Annotated in this window: 15 protein-coding genes; 9 read left to right on the top strand and 6 right to left on the bottom strand. The window is 67.3% G+C overall.

The genetic code is table 11. The features are described 5' to 3' along the window. Window positions 1-157: 157 nt before the first annotated feature. Together ACFYO1_RS16325 and ACFYO1_RS16320 are read left to right on the top strand one after the other, a co-directional pair. A complete protein-coding gene (locus ACFYO1_RS16325) occupies window positions 158-379 on the top strand; it encodes a DUF397 domain-containing protein (protein WP_387231217.1) in 222 nt (73 codons plus the stop codon). An 89-nt stretch (window positions 380-468) separates the two neighbouring features. Then, the gene (locus ACFYO1_RS16320; RefSeq protein ID WP_387231215.1) at window positions 469-1,362 is read left to right on the top strand and encodes a helix-turn-helix domain-containing protein; all 894 of its coding nucleotides are present in this window, start codon (window positions 469-471) and stop codon (window positions 1,360-1,362) included. Between the two features lie 949 nt (window positions 1,363-2,311). On the opposite strand, the gene ACFYO1_RS16315 is transcribed toward ACFYO1_RS16320, so the two are convergent. From ACFYO1_RS16315 to ACFYO1_RS16300, 4 genes are all read right to left on the bottom strand, one after another. Continuing rightward, window positions 2,312-2,539 carry a hypothetical protein gene (locus ACFYO1_RS16315; protein ID WP_223884972.1) on the bottom strand — a complete coding sequence of 76 codons (228 nt, stop codon included), beginning with the start codon at window positions 2,537-2,539 and terminating at the stop codon, window positions 2,312-2,314. A 296-nt stretch (window positions 2,540-2,835) separates the two neighbouring features. Next, window positions 2,836-3,135, bottom strand: coding sequence for a putative quinol monooxygenase (locus ACFYO1_RS16310; RefSeq protein WP_150401592.1), 300 nt, complete (start codon window positions 3,133-3,135; stop codon window positions 2,836-2,838). A 30-nt stretch (window positions 3,136-3,165) separates the two neighbouring features. Then, complete coding sequence (locus ACFYO1_RS16305; protein ID WP_387231213.1) at window positions 3,166-3,861, bottom strand: SDR family oxidoreductase; 696 nt, start codon at window positions 3,859-3,861, stop codon at window positions 3,166-3,168. Between the two features lie 35 nt (window positions 3,862-3,896). Next, window positions 3,897-4,409 carry a DUF2599 domain-containing protein gene (locus tag ACFYO1_RS16300; RefSeq protein WP_387231211.1) on the bottom strand — a complete coding sequence of 171 codons (513 nt, stop codon included), beginning with the start codon at window positions 4,407-4,409 and terminating at the stop codon, window positions 3,897-3,899. A 213-nt stretch (window positions 4,410-4,622) separates the two neighbouring features. On the opposite strand from ACFYO1_RS16300, the gene ACFYO1_RS16295 reads away from it, so the two are divergent. Then, the gene (locus ACFYO1_RS16295; protein ID WP_387231895.1) at window positions 4,623-5,747 is read left to right on the top strand and encodes a lipase family protein; all 1,125 of its coding nucleotides are present in this window, start codon (window positions 4,623-4,625) and stop codon (window positions 5,745-5,747) included. A gap of 107 nt (window positions 5,748-5,854) precedes the next feature. Here the strand turns inward: ACFYO1_RS16295 and ACFYO1_RS16290 are convergent, their stop codons facing one another. Beyond that, on the bottom strand, window positions 5,855-6,097 hold the full coding sequence (locus ACFYO1_RS16290; RefSeq protein WP_150401590.1) for a hypothetical protein: 243 nt from the start codon (window positions 6,095-6,097) through the stop codon (window positions 5,855-5,857). A 279-nt stretch (window positions 6,098-6,376) separates the two neighbouring features. On the opposite strand from ACFYO1_RS16290, the gene ACFYO1_RS16285 reads away from it, so the two are divergent. The 6 genes from ACFYO1_RS16285 to ACFYO1_RS16260 all read left to right on the top strand — a co-directional run bounded on the left by ACFYO1_RS16285 (window position 6,377) and on the right by ACFYO1_RS16260 (window position 13,136). Beyond that, window positions 6,377-7,621 carry a lipase family protein gene (locus ACFYO1_RS16285; RefSeq protein ID WP_387231210.1) on the top strand — a complete coding sequence of 415 codons (1,245 nt, stop codon included), beginning with the start codon at window positions 6,377-6,379 and terminating at the stop codon, window positions 7,619-7,621. 224 nt (window positions 7,622-7,845) lie between these two features. Beyond that, window positions 7,846-9,285 (top strand): lipase family protein, encoded by a 1,440-nt coding sequence (locus ACFYO1_RS16280; RefSeq protein ID WP_387231208.1) that lies wholly within the window; start codon window positions 7,846-7,848, stop codon window positions 9,283-9,285. Window positions 9,286-9,498: 213 nt separating this feature from the next. After that, entirely contained in the window at window positions 9,499-10,566 is a 1,068-nt protein-coding gene (locus ACFYO1_RS16275; RefSeq protein WP_387231206.1) for a fused (3R)-hydroxyacyl-ACP dehydratase subunits HadA/HadB, read from the top strand. 226 nt (window positions 10,567-10,792) lie between these two features. After that, complete coding sequence (locus ACFYO1_RS16270) at window positions 10,793-11,740, top strand: helix-turn-helix domain-containing protein (RefSeq protein WP_387231204.1); 948 nt, start codon at window positions 10,793-10,795, stop codon at window positions 11,738-11,740. Between the two features lie 170 nt (window positions 11,741-11,910). Beyond that, window positions 11,911-12,555 carry a TetR/AcrR family transcriptional regulator gene (locus tag ACFYO1_RS16265; RefSeq protein WP_387231202.1) on the top strand — a complete coding sequence of 215 codons (645 nt, stop codon included), beginning with the start codon at window positions 11,911-11,913 and terminating at the stop codon, window positions 12,553-12,555. Continuing rightward, entirely contained in the window at window positions 12,552-13,136 is a 585-nt protein-coding gene (locus ACFYO1_RS16260) for a hypothetical protein (protein WP_387231200.1), read from the top strand. Before ACFYO1_RS16265 ends, ACFYO1_RS16260 begins: the two co-directional genes overlap by 4 nt. A gap of 206 nt (window positions 13,137-13,342) precedes the next feature. Here the strand turns inward: ACFYO1_RS16260 and ACFYO1_RS16255 are convergent, their stop codons facing one another. Then, window positions 13,343-14,890 (bottom strand): acyl-CoA carboxylase subunit beta, encoded by a 1,548-nt coding sequence (locus tag ACFYO1_RS16255; protein WP_387231198.1) that lies wholly within the window; start codon window positions 14,888-14,890, stop codon window positions 13,343-13,345. Window positions 14,891-14,931 lie beyond the last annotated feature (41 nt).

Raw genomic sequence — 14,931 nt, 5'->3', positions numbered from 1 at the left:
TCGCGCCTCACATCGCGGACCAGATGGTCCGAATTAGTAGGCGCGCGGTGGCGAACTTCGTGCTATCGTCCAAACTGTTGGTGCAAATGCAAGAACGTTTGAGCGTGCATCTGCACGAACTGATTGGCACAGTTGGCACAACCGAGGAGTGGGGAACATGTCGGAAACATCCACCAACAAGGTCACCGGCGCATGGCGCAAGAGCACGTTCAGCAACCCGAGCGGGAACTGCGTCGAGGTCGCCGAGGCGACCAACGGCCAGGTCGCCATGCGGAACTCGCGCGATCCCGAGGGCGGGGTGCTCTTCTACACCCGGCCGGAAATCGATGCGTTCGTGCGCGGCGCGAAGGCCGGGGAGTTCGACTATCTGACGAGTTGAGCGGTAACATAAGCGATCGGTGCGGTGTGTTTCGCGACAGGTGGTTGTGACACACTGTGGGCAACCCCCGAGTATCGGAGACGAACTCAATGATCGCTGAACCCGACGACGCTGGTCAGGTGCATCCCGTTGTCGCGGAACGTGGTCCGACAGTGCTTCGTATCGCACTGGGTGGCCAGTTGCGCAGGCTGCGGGAGGCCAGAGGCATCACTCGAGAGGCGGCAGGCGACGCCATTCGTGGGTCGCACGCCAAGATCAGTCGTCTCGAGTTGGGCCGCACCGGTTTCAAGGAACGCGATATCCGGGACTTGCTGTCGCTATACGGTGTCGACGACGTCGAAGAGCGGGAGCGGTTCCTCGATCTGGCCAGGCAGGCAAACGAACCCGGGTGGTGGCATCGCTACAGCGATCTGCTGCCACAGTGGTTCGGCACCTACCTCGGTCTCGAACAGGCGGCGAGCAAGATTCGCACCTATGAGGCGCATCTTGTTCCCGGACTACTGCAAACACCCGAATACGCCAGGGCGGTAGTGGCACTCGGGTACGAGGATGCCGACACCGATCGGCGGGTCCAGGTCCGACAGCGCAGGCAAGAAATCCTGCATCGATCGGATCCGCCGATTGTGTGGGCCGTGATCGATGAAGCCGCGCTGCATCGGCCGGTCGGCGGGCCTCGGGTGCATCGCGAGCAGATGGAGCACCTGATCAAGCTCGCCGAAATGCCCAACGTCACCGTTCAGGTGTTGCCGTATTCGGCGGGTGAGCACGCCGCCGCGGGCAGCTCGTTCAGCATTCTCCGGTTCGCCGAGTCCGAACTGCCGGACATCGTGTACCTCGAACATCTCACCAGCGCACTATATTTGGATCGGCGGCAAGACCTCGCGCTGTACCTGTCGGTGATGGATCGATTGAGCGTGCAGGCCGAGCGGCCGGAGAAGTCGATCGAGATCCTCGGGAAGTACGCCGAGGGTTACGGCTACTGATCGCCCGCGGGGGATCATGCAGGAATCAGGGACCGCGCGTGAGCCGGCAAGCGTCACGAAGCCGGTGGTGGTCTGGGCCGAGTGCTGTTCCGCGCCGGGAGGTTCGAGGAATCCCGGCCGCTGTACGCGAATCTGCGCAGCCAAATCCCTCTACCGACGCGTCACGTGACGCGTCACGTGCTGGGTGATATCTCCTGGGCGATCGGCCACCGAGAATGCGCCCCCCACGTTCACGGTGCACCGGGCGGCAGGGCACATGCGATGTAGACCGATTCGGCGGGGAGGCCACTGTGACGCCACACGATCATCTCGCCTCGATCTCGTGGAGCGCTCCATCGCCGGCGGCATGGCAGGTGATGCGGATGGCTGAGCGCCGGGATCCGGCAGGGGATAGGCGATCGGCGCGTCGGATCAATCCGCGACGGGCAACGCGTCGGACCATTTCGCTACGGGCGCAGTGTGATTCGCTACGCGCGCAGGGCGCTTTGCGAACGGCGCAGGGCAACTCGGCATCGGCGTTGATCGGCTTGACACGCGCGCAAGAGAATTCGGCACCAGCGCGGTCTGATCCGACGTGGACCCGGTTTAATTCTCCGGCGGCGCTGTGTGATTCGATCCGCAGTGATTCGATCCGCAGCGTTTCGACCCGCGGTGTTTCGACCCGCGGTGTTTCGACCCGCGGTGTTTCGACCCGCGGTGTTTCGACTCGCGCGCCGCGCGCATCGACGCCGGTGCAGCCGGATTCGCTGCGGGCGCAGTGCAATTCAACGCGGGGACGTCACCAGGTATCACGTGCGCCGACGGGCGGCCCGATCCGGTTCCATGCCTCAATGCCTTGTGCCGCAAACCCCGCGCCTGAGGGTAGATCATCGCCAGTGGAGCTGATTGGCTCAGCGCTTGCGGCACAAGGCAATTCGGCCTTCATCGGACATCGGGATGCCCGGAAGTCTCACTGCCTGATGAAGCTGGAGGCTATCCGCCAGAACGTCGACGGCTGCATGGTATGGAAGTCCCAGTCGTCGACCACGTCGTGCGCCGTGGTCACGATCCGATCGATATCGAAATCGTGCCGGGTCGCCGCACCCTTGGACTCGACGGCATCGATGACGAACGCGACGGCGGTTTCCCGCGAGTACGCGGTGTTCCTTTGGCCGCTACGGGCCGACGGTGTGCTCATTTTTGTACCGTTCGCTGGTTTGTCGACCAGTGTGGCGGCGGCTATTCCGAGCCGAGCGCCGGAAAGTGGTTGGTTCATTCGAACGCCCCTGACGTTTGGCGGCGGCGGACCCACGGCGACTGCGGCCTTCGGCTCGACCATCCGGCCTCCCCTGGTTGTCCCCTGTAAAGCGTTGCGCGACTGAGTTTAGGTCGCTGCACCTTTCATATGCAAGTACATCTGCACGATCGATTTGCAAGCGCACGTGCGGGATTCGGCGTCTGTATGTTTGCTGACACCGTGTACCAATAAGACGATCAGTTCACAAAAAGAACGTCTGTGCTGTAGTGAATCTGGGTACCCGGTTCGACATATCGGTCGGCGGCCGCCCGCATCGCCAGGAAATGGTCGGTGAACCGATGCGCCTCGGCCGCTTCGTCATCGGTATATAGCTGGTAGAGGAAGAATCGATGCGGGTCGAGGCGGTCGGCGCAGACATCGAAACGCAGACAACCCGGCTCGTCCCGCAGTGCGGACACGGCGCTGCGCGAGATGGCGTCGAGGAAGTCGGCACGCGATCCCTCCCGGATCTTCATGGACACGATGCGGCTGAACAAGGTTGCTCACTCCTAACGAGAAGGTGAACGTCAATCGGCAAGGGGGGCGGCATCGGCCGAAGTTGCCCGGTCGGCAAGTGTCGCGACGGCGTGGTCGATCGACGTGTCGCCGGCGACGAGCTCGAGTGTCGTGCGCGCGGTGTGCGCCGCGGGCAGAAGCTCGGCGATGACGGCGGCGACGTCGGCCCTGGCGATATCGCCGCGCCCGACCGGCGGTGCGGCGAGCGTGACCAGGCCGGTACCCGCGGTATCGACCAGCCGGCCGGGCCGCAGGATCGTCCACTCCAGCGCGCGCTTGCGCAGATCGTCCTCCGCCTGCGTCTTGGCATCTATATAGGCGGCCCAGATGTCGTCGCTCCCGGGTGCGGGAGGTTGACCGGCGCCCATCGTGGAGATCTGCACGAAACGCCGCACGCCAGCCCGTTCGGCGGTGTCGGCCAATCGGACGGAGCCGTCCCGGTCGACAGTGTACTTCCGTTCGGCAGTGCTGCCCGGCCCGGCGCCCGCCGCGAAAACCGCTGCGTCCGAACCGGCTACGGCGGCGAGCAACTCGTCCGCGCCGGACCGTTCCAGGTCGAGGATGGCAGGTTCGGCGCCGGTCGCGGTCACATCAGCGGCGTGGTCCGGGTTGCGGATGAGCGACACCACCTGGTCGCCGCGCCGGGTGAGCGCCTCGGCGAGCAGCAGGGCGATCTTGCCGTGTCCGCCTGCGATGACAATGCGCATGGGGTCGTCCTTTCGATCGGGGATGGGTCGGATATTCAGCGTTCGGGGCCGCCCGGGTTGCAGCGCGCGTCGACGGTGGCCTGATAGCCGACCGCCGGGCGCCAGGGCTCGAGATTCCAGCTCGGCTTGTCCGGTTCTACCAGCCGGGCCCATACCCAGTGGCAGATGAACTGATCACGCATACCGGGTGTGTCCGCGTCGGGCGCTTGCCCGAGCACCTCCTGCCAGGCGCGCTCGTCGGTGCCGGGGGTCGTGGTGCGGCGACCGGCCGTGGTGGGGTAGACGAGCAGTCGCGTGCCGTCGATGGCCTCGGTCCAGTCGGTGTGATCGATGAGCGGCAGTCCCGCATAGGGATCCACGGTGGGCGTGCTGGTCGGCTTCGGCGGTGGCGTCGCGGAAACCGTTGTCGTGACCGGGGATACGGCGGTGGCGTGGTCGGACGCGCAGCCCGTCGGCACCACCACGGCGCACAGCAGGATGGCCGTTCGGGCGTGGAATACGACGTCGGCCCGCCGCGGTAGGCGAAACGGCCGGTTCTGGTGCCGCACTCCGGCTCCTTTCAGGTCATGCGCGGGTCGTGGACAACCCGGCCCTGCCCTTCGAGCCTAGCGACCGGCCGGTACCGTCGACAGTTCCCCGGCCCGGTCTCGTGCTCGGGCAACCCCGCGGTAACGACCCGGCGAACAGCGTGCGGCCCCCGCATAGGCCACCGATTGTGGTGGCTTGCCCGGCGGTGCCGGGGTGGGGATAGTCGTTCGATGATGTGTACACGGATCATGGCGGGGGTCGCCGGGGTCGTGATCTCGGTGGGCGTCGCGCTGGCGCCGCAGGCGATGGCGAGTGCGGGTGAGGCGCCGGGAACGGTGACCGATCAGGTAGAACTGACCGGTCGGTTCCGAGTCGAGGGTGCGGAGACCGCGCAGCGGCTGACCTATTGGTCGCGCGGACCACGCGGACCCATGCAGAGCACCGGCGTTGTCTACGTGCCGCCGGGTCCGCCACCGCCGGGCGGCTGGCCGATCGTCGCCTACGCGCATGGCACCACCGGCATCGCCGATCAATGCGCGTTCACCTTGGAACCCCGCGTCTACTACTTGGATTCGCTGTACCCGGAGCTGTTGCGCGCCGGCTACGCGGTGGTGATCTCGGACTATGTCGGGCTCGGCACACCCGGCACGCATCCCTATCTCGACGGGCCCTCGCAGGCCCGCAGCGTGATCGACGGCGTCCGGGCGGCACGGGCGATCGCACCGGCGCTGGGCACCGAGTGGGTGGTGCTCGGGCAATCGCAAGGCGCGCAAGCGGCCTTGTTCACCGCGTACCTCGGCCCGGCCGACGCGCCGGAACTCCAGCTGCGCGGCGCGGCCGCCACCGGCCCGCCGTCGAACCTCGAGCTGCTGATTCCGCTTGCCGGACCGTGGATTCCGCGCCTGCCGCTGGAGAAGACCCCCGCCTACGTCGCCATGCTGCTGGCCGGATTGCGGGCCAGCGCACCGGAACTCGACGTGGACAGCTACCTGACCCCGATCGGCCAGGAGGCGCTTCGCGTAGTCGAGACCGAGTGCATCACCGAGGCCAATGCCCGCCTGGCCGATGTGGCGATCGGCGCGATGCTGGCCAAGCCGCTCGATGATCCGGCGCTGTGGTCGGCGGCCAGGACGATGATGCGCATTCCGACCGCCGGCTATACGATTCCGCTGTTCGTCGGTCAGGGTCTGACGGATATGGAAGTGCCGCCGCCGCTGACCGCGAAACTGCTTGCCGAGCTGAGCCTGTCGGGCGCCGATCTCGAAACCCATCTCTACCCCGGCGATCACCTCGGCGCCGCACGAGCGGCGCTGCCGGATGCCGTGGCGTTCCTGCATCGAGTCCTGGCGCCCGCCTAGGCGAGCAGGTCTGCCGGAATTGCGTTCGGTGCCAACCGGCATGGTCTGCCAATGTGCGGGAGGTGCCGGTAATCGGCCACTTTCGGGGTGCGCCTGCCGAAATCCGCTCAGTGCCAGAGCGATCGGCAGGGGAGGCGGCGCAATCCCGGGCGCAGCCTGCCGTCCACCGTGACGGTGAGCCCGGCGTGCACCGCGGCGGAGGTGAACTCCCACGCCTCCGTGCTGCTGGCCGCGTACTCGAGGATCATCGCGTCGTCGGGGGTCGGGCCGTCGAAGTAGACGGTGACGCGCCGCGTCGGAATCTCATCGATGTCTTCGCGGTACGCGAGTTTGCGCGCAGTGCCATCCATGCCACCGTCTCCTTCCGGACCGGGCGCGGCAACCGCGCCGGTATGGGTGAAAGGTAGAGCCGCGGCATGGACCAGAACATGTTCCGTCTCGTTGGCTGGACATGTCACAGGACGGCGTGGCGGCGGTCGGGCTGTGTCACGAGCGAATGCGCATAACCGTCACAGACTGGTCGCTCCACACTTGTGAGATCTCAACACGATCCCCGCGCTATCTGCCGCTCGCTGCCGAAATTGTCGAGGATGACTCACAACGTTGGACCATTCGAGAGGCACCTATCGATGAGTCAGGCCCTACGTTCGATGGGCAGGGGAGCGACCCGCACACGATTGACCCGCGCGTTCGGCGCGATGGCGGCCGGGCTGGCGCTCGTCGCCGCGCTGGCCGGACCGGGCCACGGCGCGCCCCTCTATCCCGCACCGGACCCCGATCCCTTCTACGCGACACCGGCGGACATCGCGGACAAGCAACCCGGCGATGTGCTGGCGACCCGCGTGATGGCGCCGCTGCCGATCTTCCCGGACACCACGGTCACCGTCGTCCGCTTCCGCTCCACCAGTTCGGAGAACAAGCCGATCGCGGCGACCACCACGGTGCTCACCCCGCGGTCGCACGCCAAAGACGGCCCGCTGCTGTCGTTTCAGCACATCATCAACGGACTGGGCGCCGAGTGCTCGGTGTCCAAGGTCCTCTACACCGCCGACCCCAACCTGATCGTGCGTGAGGCGCCGGGCTGGAATGTGCTGCTGCAACGCGGCTGGACGGTCGCGCTGCCCGATCACCTCGGACCGAACTTCGCCTACGGCGCTGCGAAACTGGGCGGCCAGATCACCCTGGACGGCATCCGTGCGGTGCAGCGAGTGGCCGAATTGCAGGTGCGGCAGAGTCCGGTGGCGATGGTCGGCTATTCCGGCGGCGGCATGGCCACCGCGTGGGCGGCCGCGCTCGCGCCGAAGTACGCGCCCGAACTGAACATCGCGGGCGCGGCCATGGGCGGCGTGCCGATGAACCTGGTGAAGATGCTGGAGTCGCTCGGCCTCAGCTCACACCCGGTGTTCGGGCTCGCGCTGGCCGCCGGCCTCGGCCTAGAACGCGAGTATCCCGACCGTTTTCCGCTCAGCGAGCAGCTCAACGATCGCGGTCTCGCGGCGCGGGCGCAGATGGCCAACAGCTGCACCAACGACATCCTCTCCGCGGGCGCCGGGCACGGCGCGCTCGATTTCGCGAAGACCACGTCGATGATCAACGACAACACCGCGCGCGGCGTGGTGGAGGAGAACAGCCTCGAGCTCTACGACGGCGTACCGAAAACGCCGGTCTTCGAATGGCATTCGCCGATCGACGGGCTGATCCCGGTGGACGCCGTGGTGAACACCGACAAGCGCTGGTGTGCAGCGGGTGCAAAGGTGCAGACCGAGCAGATTCCGGTTCCCGATCACCTGACCGCGGCGGTGCTCGGCATCCCGGACGCGCTGAACTGGCTCGACGGTCGCTTCAGAGGAGATCCGGCACCCAGTAACTGCTGAACCGCGGAACCAACCGAGCCGAACTGATTCGCGACCAGCGACATTCGGCTCGGTTGTTGCGGTTCGGCCACGTGTCACACACAACTCGGTCGTTTCAGCGCGGTGTTGCGGGCACGGCGGGTTAGCCTGACTGTCTGGTACAACCAGGGGGCATTCTCGGGGACGGAAGCCGCATTTCCCTGGCCGCCAGGCGAACCCGACATCCGCACCCGAAGGCGTGTGCCATGAGATGCTTGCCTGCCATTGCCGTGGCACTGCTGATCGTCTGCCCGACAGTGACCGGGCAGGCGGCCGCCGAGCCGTTGCCCGCGCCACCCGGCCTGCCGGCCCTCCCGGATTTGCCCCCGCTGCCACAGTTTCCGAGCCTGTTCCCGCCGCCGGACGGCGGCTCGCTGCTGCCCGGCGTACAGAATCTCATCGATCAGGTCATTCCGCCGCCGCCGCTCGCGTCGGCGCCGGAACCGGGACCGCCGGTGTGGGAGGCGACCAGTCTGTCGCCGCCGCTGGTCGCGCTGCGCGATGCGTCGTTGCCGGGCAACGTCGGTGATCCGATCTTCGATGCCTGGCCATTCGATCTGGCGGGGTACGCCGAGGGGCAGGTCATCGAGTCACGTGACGTCACCGCGACCACCGCTCCGCTCATGCTGCTGCCGATTCAACGCGCGCAACTGCTGAAATATCGCACCACCGACGCGCACGGCGCTCCCTCCTTCGCCACCGCCACCCTGGTGGTTCCGGCCGCGGCCTGGCCGGGTCCGGGTCCGCGCCCGGTCGTGGTCAACAATCTGCCGATCGATGCGCTGGGCCGTAGCTGCACGCCGGGATATACGCTGTCGCACGGCCTCAACCCCGACACCAGCGCCACCGATTTCGTCCCGCCCACCACCTATGTCGCCGCGCTGCGCGGATACGCGGTGCTCATCCCGGACCATGAGGGCCCGTGGATGGCCTACGCCGAACCGGTCGTCGCGGGGCACGCGGTGCTCGACTCGATCCGCGCGGTGCGCGGCCTGCTGCCGGAGGAGTTCGGCGCGAGCAAATTCGGCATGGCCGGATATTCCGGAGGCGCGATCGCCACGCACGGCGCGGTGAAGCTGATCGATGGTTACGCACCGGAATTGGCGGAGGTCATCGTCGGTGCCGCGCTGGGCGGCGTACCCGCGGACTACGAGATCTTGTCCCGCAGCATGAACGGCAACCTCGCCTCGGCGGTCTTCATGGCGGCGGTGTTCGGCATCGGCCGGGAGCGACCCGAGATCCTGGCCAGGATGAACAACCTGGCGCAGTGGGTGGTCACCTCGCCCGCGAAGAACTTCTGCGGCAGCACCTACGGATTGATCGGCGTGCTCATGCTGCCGATCGACATCGCCGCGAACATTCCCGATCCGCTGCATTCCGGGATCGCCGACGATATCTATCGGGTGACCAAGATGGCGGATATGAAATCCGGCACGCCGCTGTATATCTACAACGGCGAGCAGGAATTCTGGATTCCGGCCGAAGGCGCCCGCAATCTTTATCTCGAGCAGTGCAGACTCGGCGTGTCTGCGGTCTATCGCAGTGTGCCGGGGGAGCACGTCATCGCGGCCGCGCTTGGATATCCAGAAGCAATGCTCTGGTTGGATCAACGCATCCAGGGTGTGTCCGCACCGAATGAATGCTGACGATTTGCCATCGCTCGGGTGCGTCGTCAAGGCCGCTGCGGAATAGGTGTTAGCGTTTCCCGCGTTTGCCGCGATCTACCACGGACGAACCCCTGTACCCGATGTCGGCTGGGCCGGGTCCGGACCGACTGCCCCCGCGATGCGACCTCGTCGTGTTTCGGTATTGTGGGCCGGTCCGGGCGAGCTCGACGCCAGGATTCGCGAAAGAGGCACATGAACGACATCACGACCACCGCGTCCGAACAAGCACTGGCACTGGTGGGACGGCATTACCGGATGACCGAGCACTACGAGGTAGGGCGCGAGAAGATCCGCGAGTTCGCCCGCGCGGTGCACGACAGACATCCGGCGCACTGGCACGAGGACGCCGCTGCCGAGTTGGGCTACGACGGTCTGATCGCGCCGCTGACCTTCACCTCGATCGTGCTGATGCTGATGCAGCGCAACATGTTCGAGTCGGTGCTCACCGCCTACGACATCGGTCAGGTGTTGCAGACCGAACAGTCGATCCAGGTGCATCGGCCGGTGCTGGCCGGGGATCAGCTGCACTGCGTCTCCTACATCGAGTCGTTCCGGCAGTTCGGCGACAAAGACTTCATGGTGACCAAGAACGTGCTCACCAACCAGCACAAGGAACTGTTGCAGACCGCGACCTCCACCGCGGTCGCGCAGACCGGCGTGGAAATCGCCAAGGAGCTGGTGACCGCGGTCGACGGCGTGATCATGACCGGCCAGTCCGGCGCCGACCGCAACGACGCGGCGGCCCAGCGCGCGGCCGCCGGCGCGGCGGCGGGGGTGGTCGAGTGCTTCGACGAGCCCGCGCAGGCCGACCCGCTCGACCGGCAGCGCGCCCCGCAAACCGTCATGAGCTTCGACGATCTTTCGGTCGGCCTGGAACTTCCGGTGCGCTCGATGCCGCTGTCCCGCGGCGATCTGGTGAATTACGCCGGGGTGTCCGGTGATTCGAACCCGATCCACTTCAGCGATGTGGTCGCGCGCAGCGCCGGGCTGCCCGACGTCGTCGCGCACGGGCTGCTCACCATGGGCCTCGGCGCCGGCTACCTGACCTCGTGGCTGGGCGATCCGGTGGCCGTCACCAACTACGGCGTGCGGTTCGCCGGGTTCGCGCCGGTCGCGGCCACCAGGGCCAGCGAGATCGAGTTCCGCGGCAAGGTTAAGTCGCTGGATCCCGAGCGGCGCACGGCCACGGTGTCGCTCACGGCGACGTGTGACGGCCGGAAGTTGTTCGGGCGCGCGACGGCGGATATCGCGCTGCGCTGAGTCGATGCGCTGAGCCACTGCGCTGAGTCGCCGCGGTGTCGAATCGCCTCGCCGCGCCGAGCGGTTGCGCGGAGAAGTTGCGCCGATCTCGGTCCGCGTGCCGTTCTCGACTGGCGTCGCGGCCCGGGAATCCGCGTTCTGGGCGGCCGGTGGACTCGCGGTCCGGCACCGGCACAGGGTCTTTCGTCAGTAGAAACAAGTAACCCCGGCATGGCAGACTCGGGGAATGCGTCCTTCGGAGGTGCGAAAGCCGGCTGATTCCCCGCCGTTCGGCGGGGTGAGACCGGCGGGCGGGCCGACCGTGCTCCGGATGATGCTCGGCAGCAGGCTGCGCAAGCTCCGCGAGGGCTGCGGGCTGACCCGCGAGGACGCGGGCGAGGCGATTCGCGGCTCGGAATCCAAGATCAGCAGGCTGGAGCTCGGCCGCACCGGGTTCCGGGTGCGCGACCTGGTCGATCTGCTCGACCTCTACCAGGTCACCGATCCGACCGAACGCGAGGAATACCTGGAACTGGCCCGGCAGGGCAATGCCTCGGGCTGGTGGCATCGCGACAACGACTGGCTGCCCAAGTGGTACGACACGTACCTCGGCCTGGAACAGGCGGCGACGCTGGTCCGCGCCTACGAGCCGAGGGCCGTGCCGGAGTTGCTGCAAACCCCGGAATACGCCCGCGCCCTGCTGTCGCTGGCGCATTCGGGCGAGCCGCAGCAGGCCATCGAACGGCGGGTCGCGCTGCGGGTGCGGCGCCAGGAGATCCTCGACCGCCCGAATCCGCCGCAGCTGTGGGTGGTCGTCGAGGAAGCGGCGCTGTCGCGGCCGATCGGCGGCTCCGCGGTGTGGAACGACCAGATCGACCACCTGTTGCGGGTCGTCGCCAAGAACAACGTCATCGTCCAGGTGCTGGCCGATCACGTGGGCGGGCCCGCGCTGGCCGACGGCGCGTTCACCATTCTGCGCTTCGCCGAGGCCGACCTGCCCGACATCGTCTACCTACAGCAGCTCACCAGCGCGCTGTACCTGGACAAGCAGGGCGACCTGGACGCGTATCGGGCTGTGGCGAACCAGCTTTCGGTGCACGCCGCGCCGCCGGAGTACACCGTCTCGCTGTTGCAGGCGCTGCGCCGCCGCCAGCCGCGGATCCTCGATCAGCCGTCGAGCATCCGCCGCGCCTGAACCCGCGGCCACCTTCATGATTCGGCTCGGCCGAATTGGGCATCTGATAACCAGGCAAACGTTGTAGCGCGCTCGGCGGGAAGCCGGCCCACTCCGTCGAGACCCCGAAACGCGCCGACCCGGGCCCGAAGTATTGTCCCATTGGGACAATAAGGTGGTAGAGTGACGCTATGAGCGACGATGGTGTCGATCTCGATGGCCGTCGGCTGCGGACCAGGCGCAGCCGGGAAGCGTTGTCGCGCGCGGCCTTCGACCTGCTCACCGAGCGGGGGCTCGGGGCGGTCGCCGTCGAGGACATCGCGGTGCGGGCCGGCGTCACCCGGCGCACCTTCAGTCGCCACTTCACCTCCATCGCCGAGGCCATCCTCGGCGACGTCGATCAAGACGTGCACCTGTTCAACGAGGCTCTCTGCCGCCGTCCGCCGCACGAATCGCCGCTGCTCGCCTATCGCAACGCCGTGCACGACTGGTTCGCCGTCGAATACGGCGGCGAGCGCGCCGCGCTGCTGGCCCGGCGGTGGACGCTGTTCCAGCTCTTCGAAGACGAACCCGATCTGTTCGCCGGATATCAGCGCATCCGCATCGAAGGTCAGCGAGAATCGGTGCGGATCATCGCCGCCCGGCTCGGCGTCGACCCGGAGCGGGACGTGCGCCCGGCCACCGCGGTGGCCGCCGGGGCGGGCCTGCTCATCTCGGCGTTGCAGACCTGGGCCGCCGGCGACGATCCGAGCGCCCTGCCCGAGCTCATCGAGGAATACTTCGCCACACTCGTCGCACTCACCACCGAATTCCGGACCGAGGAGTCACCGTCATGACCACAGGGTCGGTGAATATGTATCGCAGGACGTGCCGCCGCGTCGGGCTGGACCGAAACCCGATGCGCCGCAAGGAAGATCGCGTGCAGACCATGGTCGCCGCGACGCTGGCGCTGGTGTTCCTGATAATCGTCCCGGTGCTGGTGCTGACCGTCGGCGTCAGCGTGTATCACACGGAAACCGCTGTGGTGCAGGCCAAGACGGCGCAGCTGCACCAGGTCGAGGCGACGGTGACCGAGACCGGCAAGGCGCCGTTGTACGCGCCGATCATGCCGGCCAAGGTGCAGTGGAAAGACGCCGACGGCGTGGTGCACACCGAGGACTACCAATCGACCGCCCTCGTGCAACCGGGCCAATCCGTGACTATCTGGCTGAACGGCGCGAACAAGATTGTCGAACCGCCCTCGGGCAGCCAGGCGCTCAGCAAGGCCGTCCTGCTCACCGGCGGCGCGCTGCTCGGCGCGATGATCGTGGTGGCGGGCAGCTATCTGGTCCTGCGCCGCAGCCTGGACCGGCGGCGCCTGCGGATGTGGGAAATGGAATGGGCCACAGCGGATTTGCGCTGGGGCAGCCGCAGCTGACCGAGAGTGCGGCGTGCCCGCCGGACGAGGGTAGGGTACAGGCTCGGCGGGCACGTCGCGTGTCCGAGTCGTGGCGAACGACGGCCGGGCACGCTCTAGAACCTATGCCACCGCGCCCGAAGCCGTTCGGCGCGAACGCGATCACCGTAAACCCCACGACCCGATGCCCGGTTGCGTTGTGACCCAACACAACCGGGTGTGCGCGTTCAGACCGGCAGCAGGCTGTGCTTGCGCGGATTCGGCTTGGCCGTGTCCTTCTCGCGCAGCAACCGCAGCGCCTTGCGGATCTCCAGCCGGGTCTGCGACGGCTCGATGACCGCGTCGATGTAGCCGCGCTCGGCGGCGATCCACGGGGTGGCCATGGTGGCGTTGTAGAAGTCGATCATCTGCTGCCGCACCGCGGCCCGCTGGTCGACCGGGGCGGCCTCGAGCTGCCTGCGGCCGACGATGCCGACCATGCTCTCCGCGCCCATCACCGCGATCCGCGCGGTCGGCCAGGCCAGGCTGATGTCGGCGCCGAGCTGTTTGCAGCCCATCACCGCGTAGCCACCGCCATAGGCCTTGCGGGTCACGACCGTCACGATCGGCACGGTGGCCTCGATCACCGCGCGGAAGAAGCGCCCGCCGCGCTTGATCACGCCGTTGCGCTCCTCCTCGATGCCCGGCAGCACGCCCGGCGTGTCGACCACGAAGACGATCGGCAGCCCGTACGCGTCGCAGAGCCGGATGAAGTGGGTCGCCTTATCCGAGGCCTGCGCGTCGAGCGCGCCGCCGAGCGCCTGCGGCTGGTTGGCGACCACGCCGACGCTGCGGCCGTCGACCCGGGCGAAACCGGTGATCAGGTTCTGCGCGGTGCCGGCGCCCAGCTCGTGGAAGTCACCGTCGTCGAAGATCCGGAGCAGGATCTGGTGCATGTCGTAGCCGACCTTGTCCGAATCCGGGATGATCGAATTCAGTTCGAGGTCATGGCTGGTCACCTCCGGCTCCAGGCCGGGATTCACCACCGGGGGCTGTTCCAGGCAGCTGGACGGCAGGTAGCTCAGGTAGTTGCGCACCCAGTCGAACGCGGCCTGCTCGTCGGGCGCGACGTGGTGCACCGTGCCGTTGCGGGTCAGCGCCGCGGCGCCGCCGAGGTCCTCCGCGCTCACGTCGGCGCCGGTCACCTCCTTGGTGACCTCCGGCCCGGTGACGAACATGTACGACTTCTCGGTGGCGACCAGGACGTCCATGTTCACCGGCCCGTATACCGAACCGGCCGCGCACTTGCCGAGCATGACGGCCACCTGGGGCACATACCCGGACATGTCGCCCTGGCGCCGGCACATCAGCGCATACCAGGCCAGCGAGGTGACCGCGTCCTGGATGCGGGCGCCGCCGGAGTCGTTGATCGCGATCACCGGGCAGGCGTTCTCGTAGGCGAACTCCATGGCGGCGGCGACCTTGCGACCGAACATCTCGCCGACCGAGCCGCCGTGCACGGTCTGGTCGTGCGCGATCACCACGACGGGCCGGTTGTCGATGCGGCCGCGGCCGGTGACCACGCCGTCGCCGTACATCGCGCCCGGCTGCGCGGACTGGCGCATCAGCGCGCCGATCTCGACGAAGCTGCCCGGATCGAGCAGCGCGCGCACCCGTTGCCGAGCGCTCGGTATCCCCTTGGCTTTGCGCTTCGCGATGCCGGTTTCGCCGGCGGGTTCCTCAGCAAGCTCCAGGATCCCCCGTAGCTCTTCCAGCTTGTCTCGCGTACCGCTCATGTGTGGTGTTATGCCCTTCGAAAACTGTGCAGCGTCGCCGT

Origin of the sequence: Nocardia sp. NPDC006044, from assembly GCF_042871115.1 — a bacterium.
GTDB lineage: Bacteria > Actinomycetota > Actinomycetes > Mycobacteriales > Mycobacteriaceae > Nocardia.
This window is presented reverse-complemented; position numbering and strand designations above follow the sequence as displayed.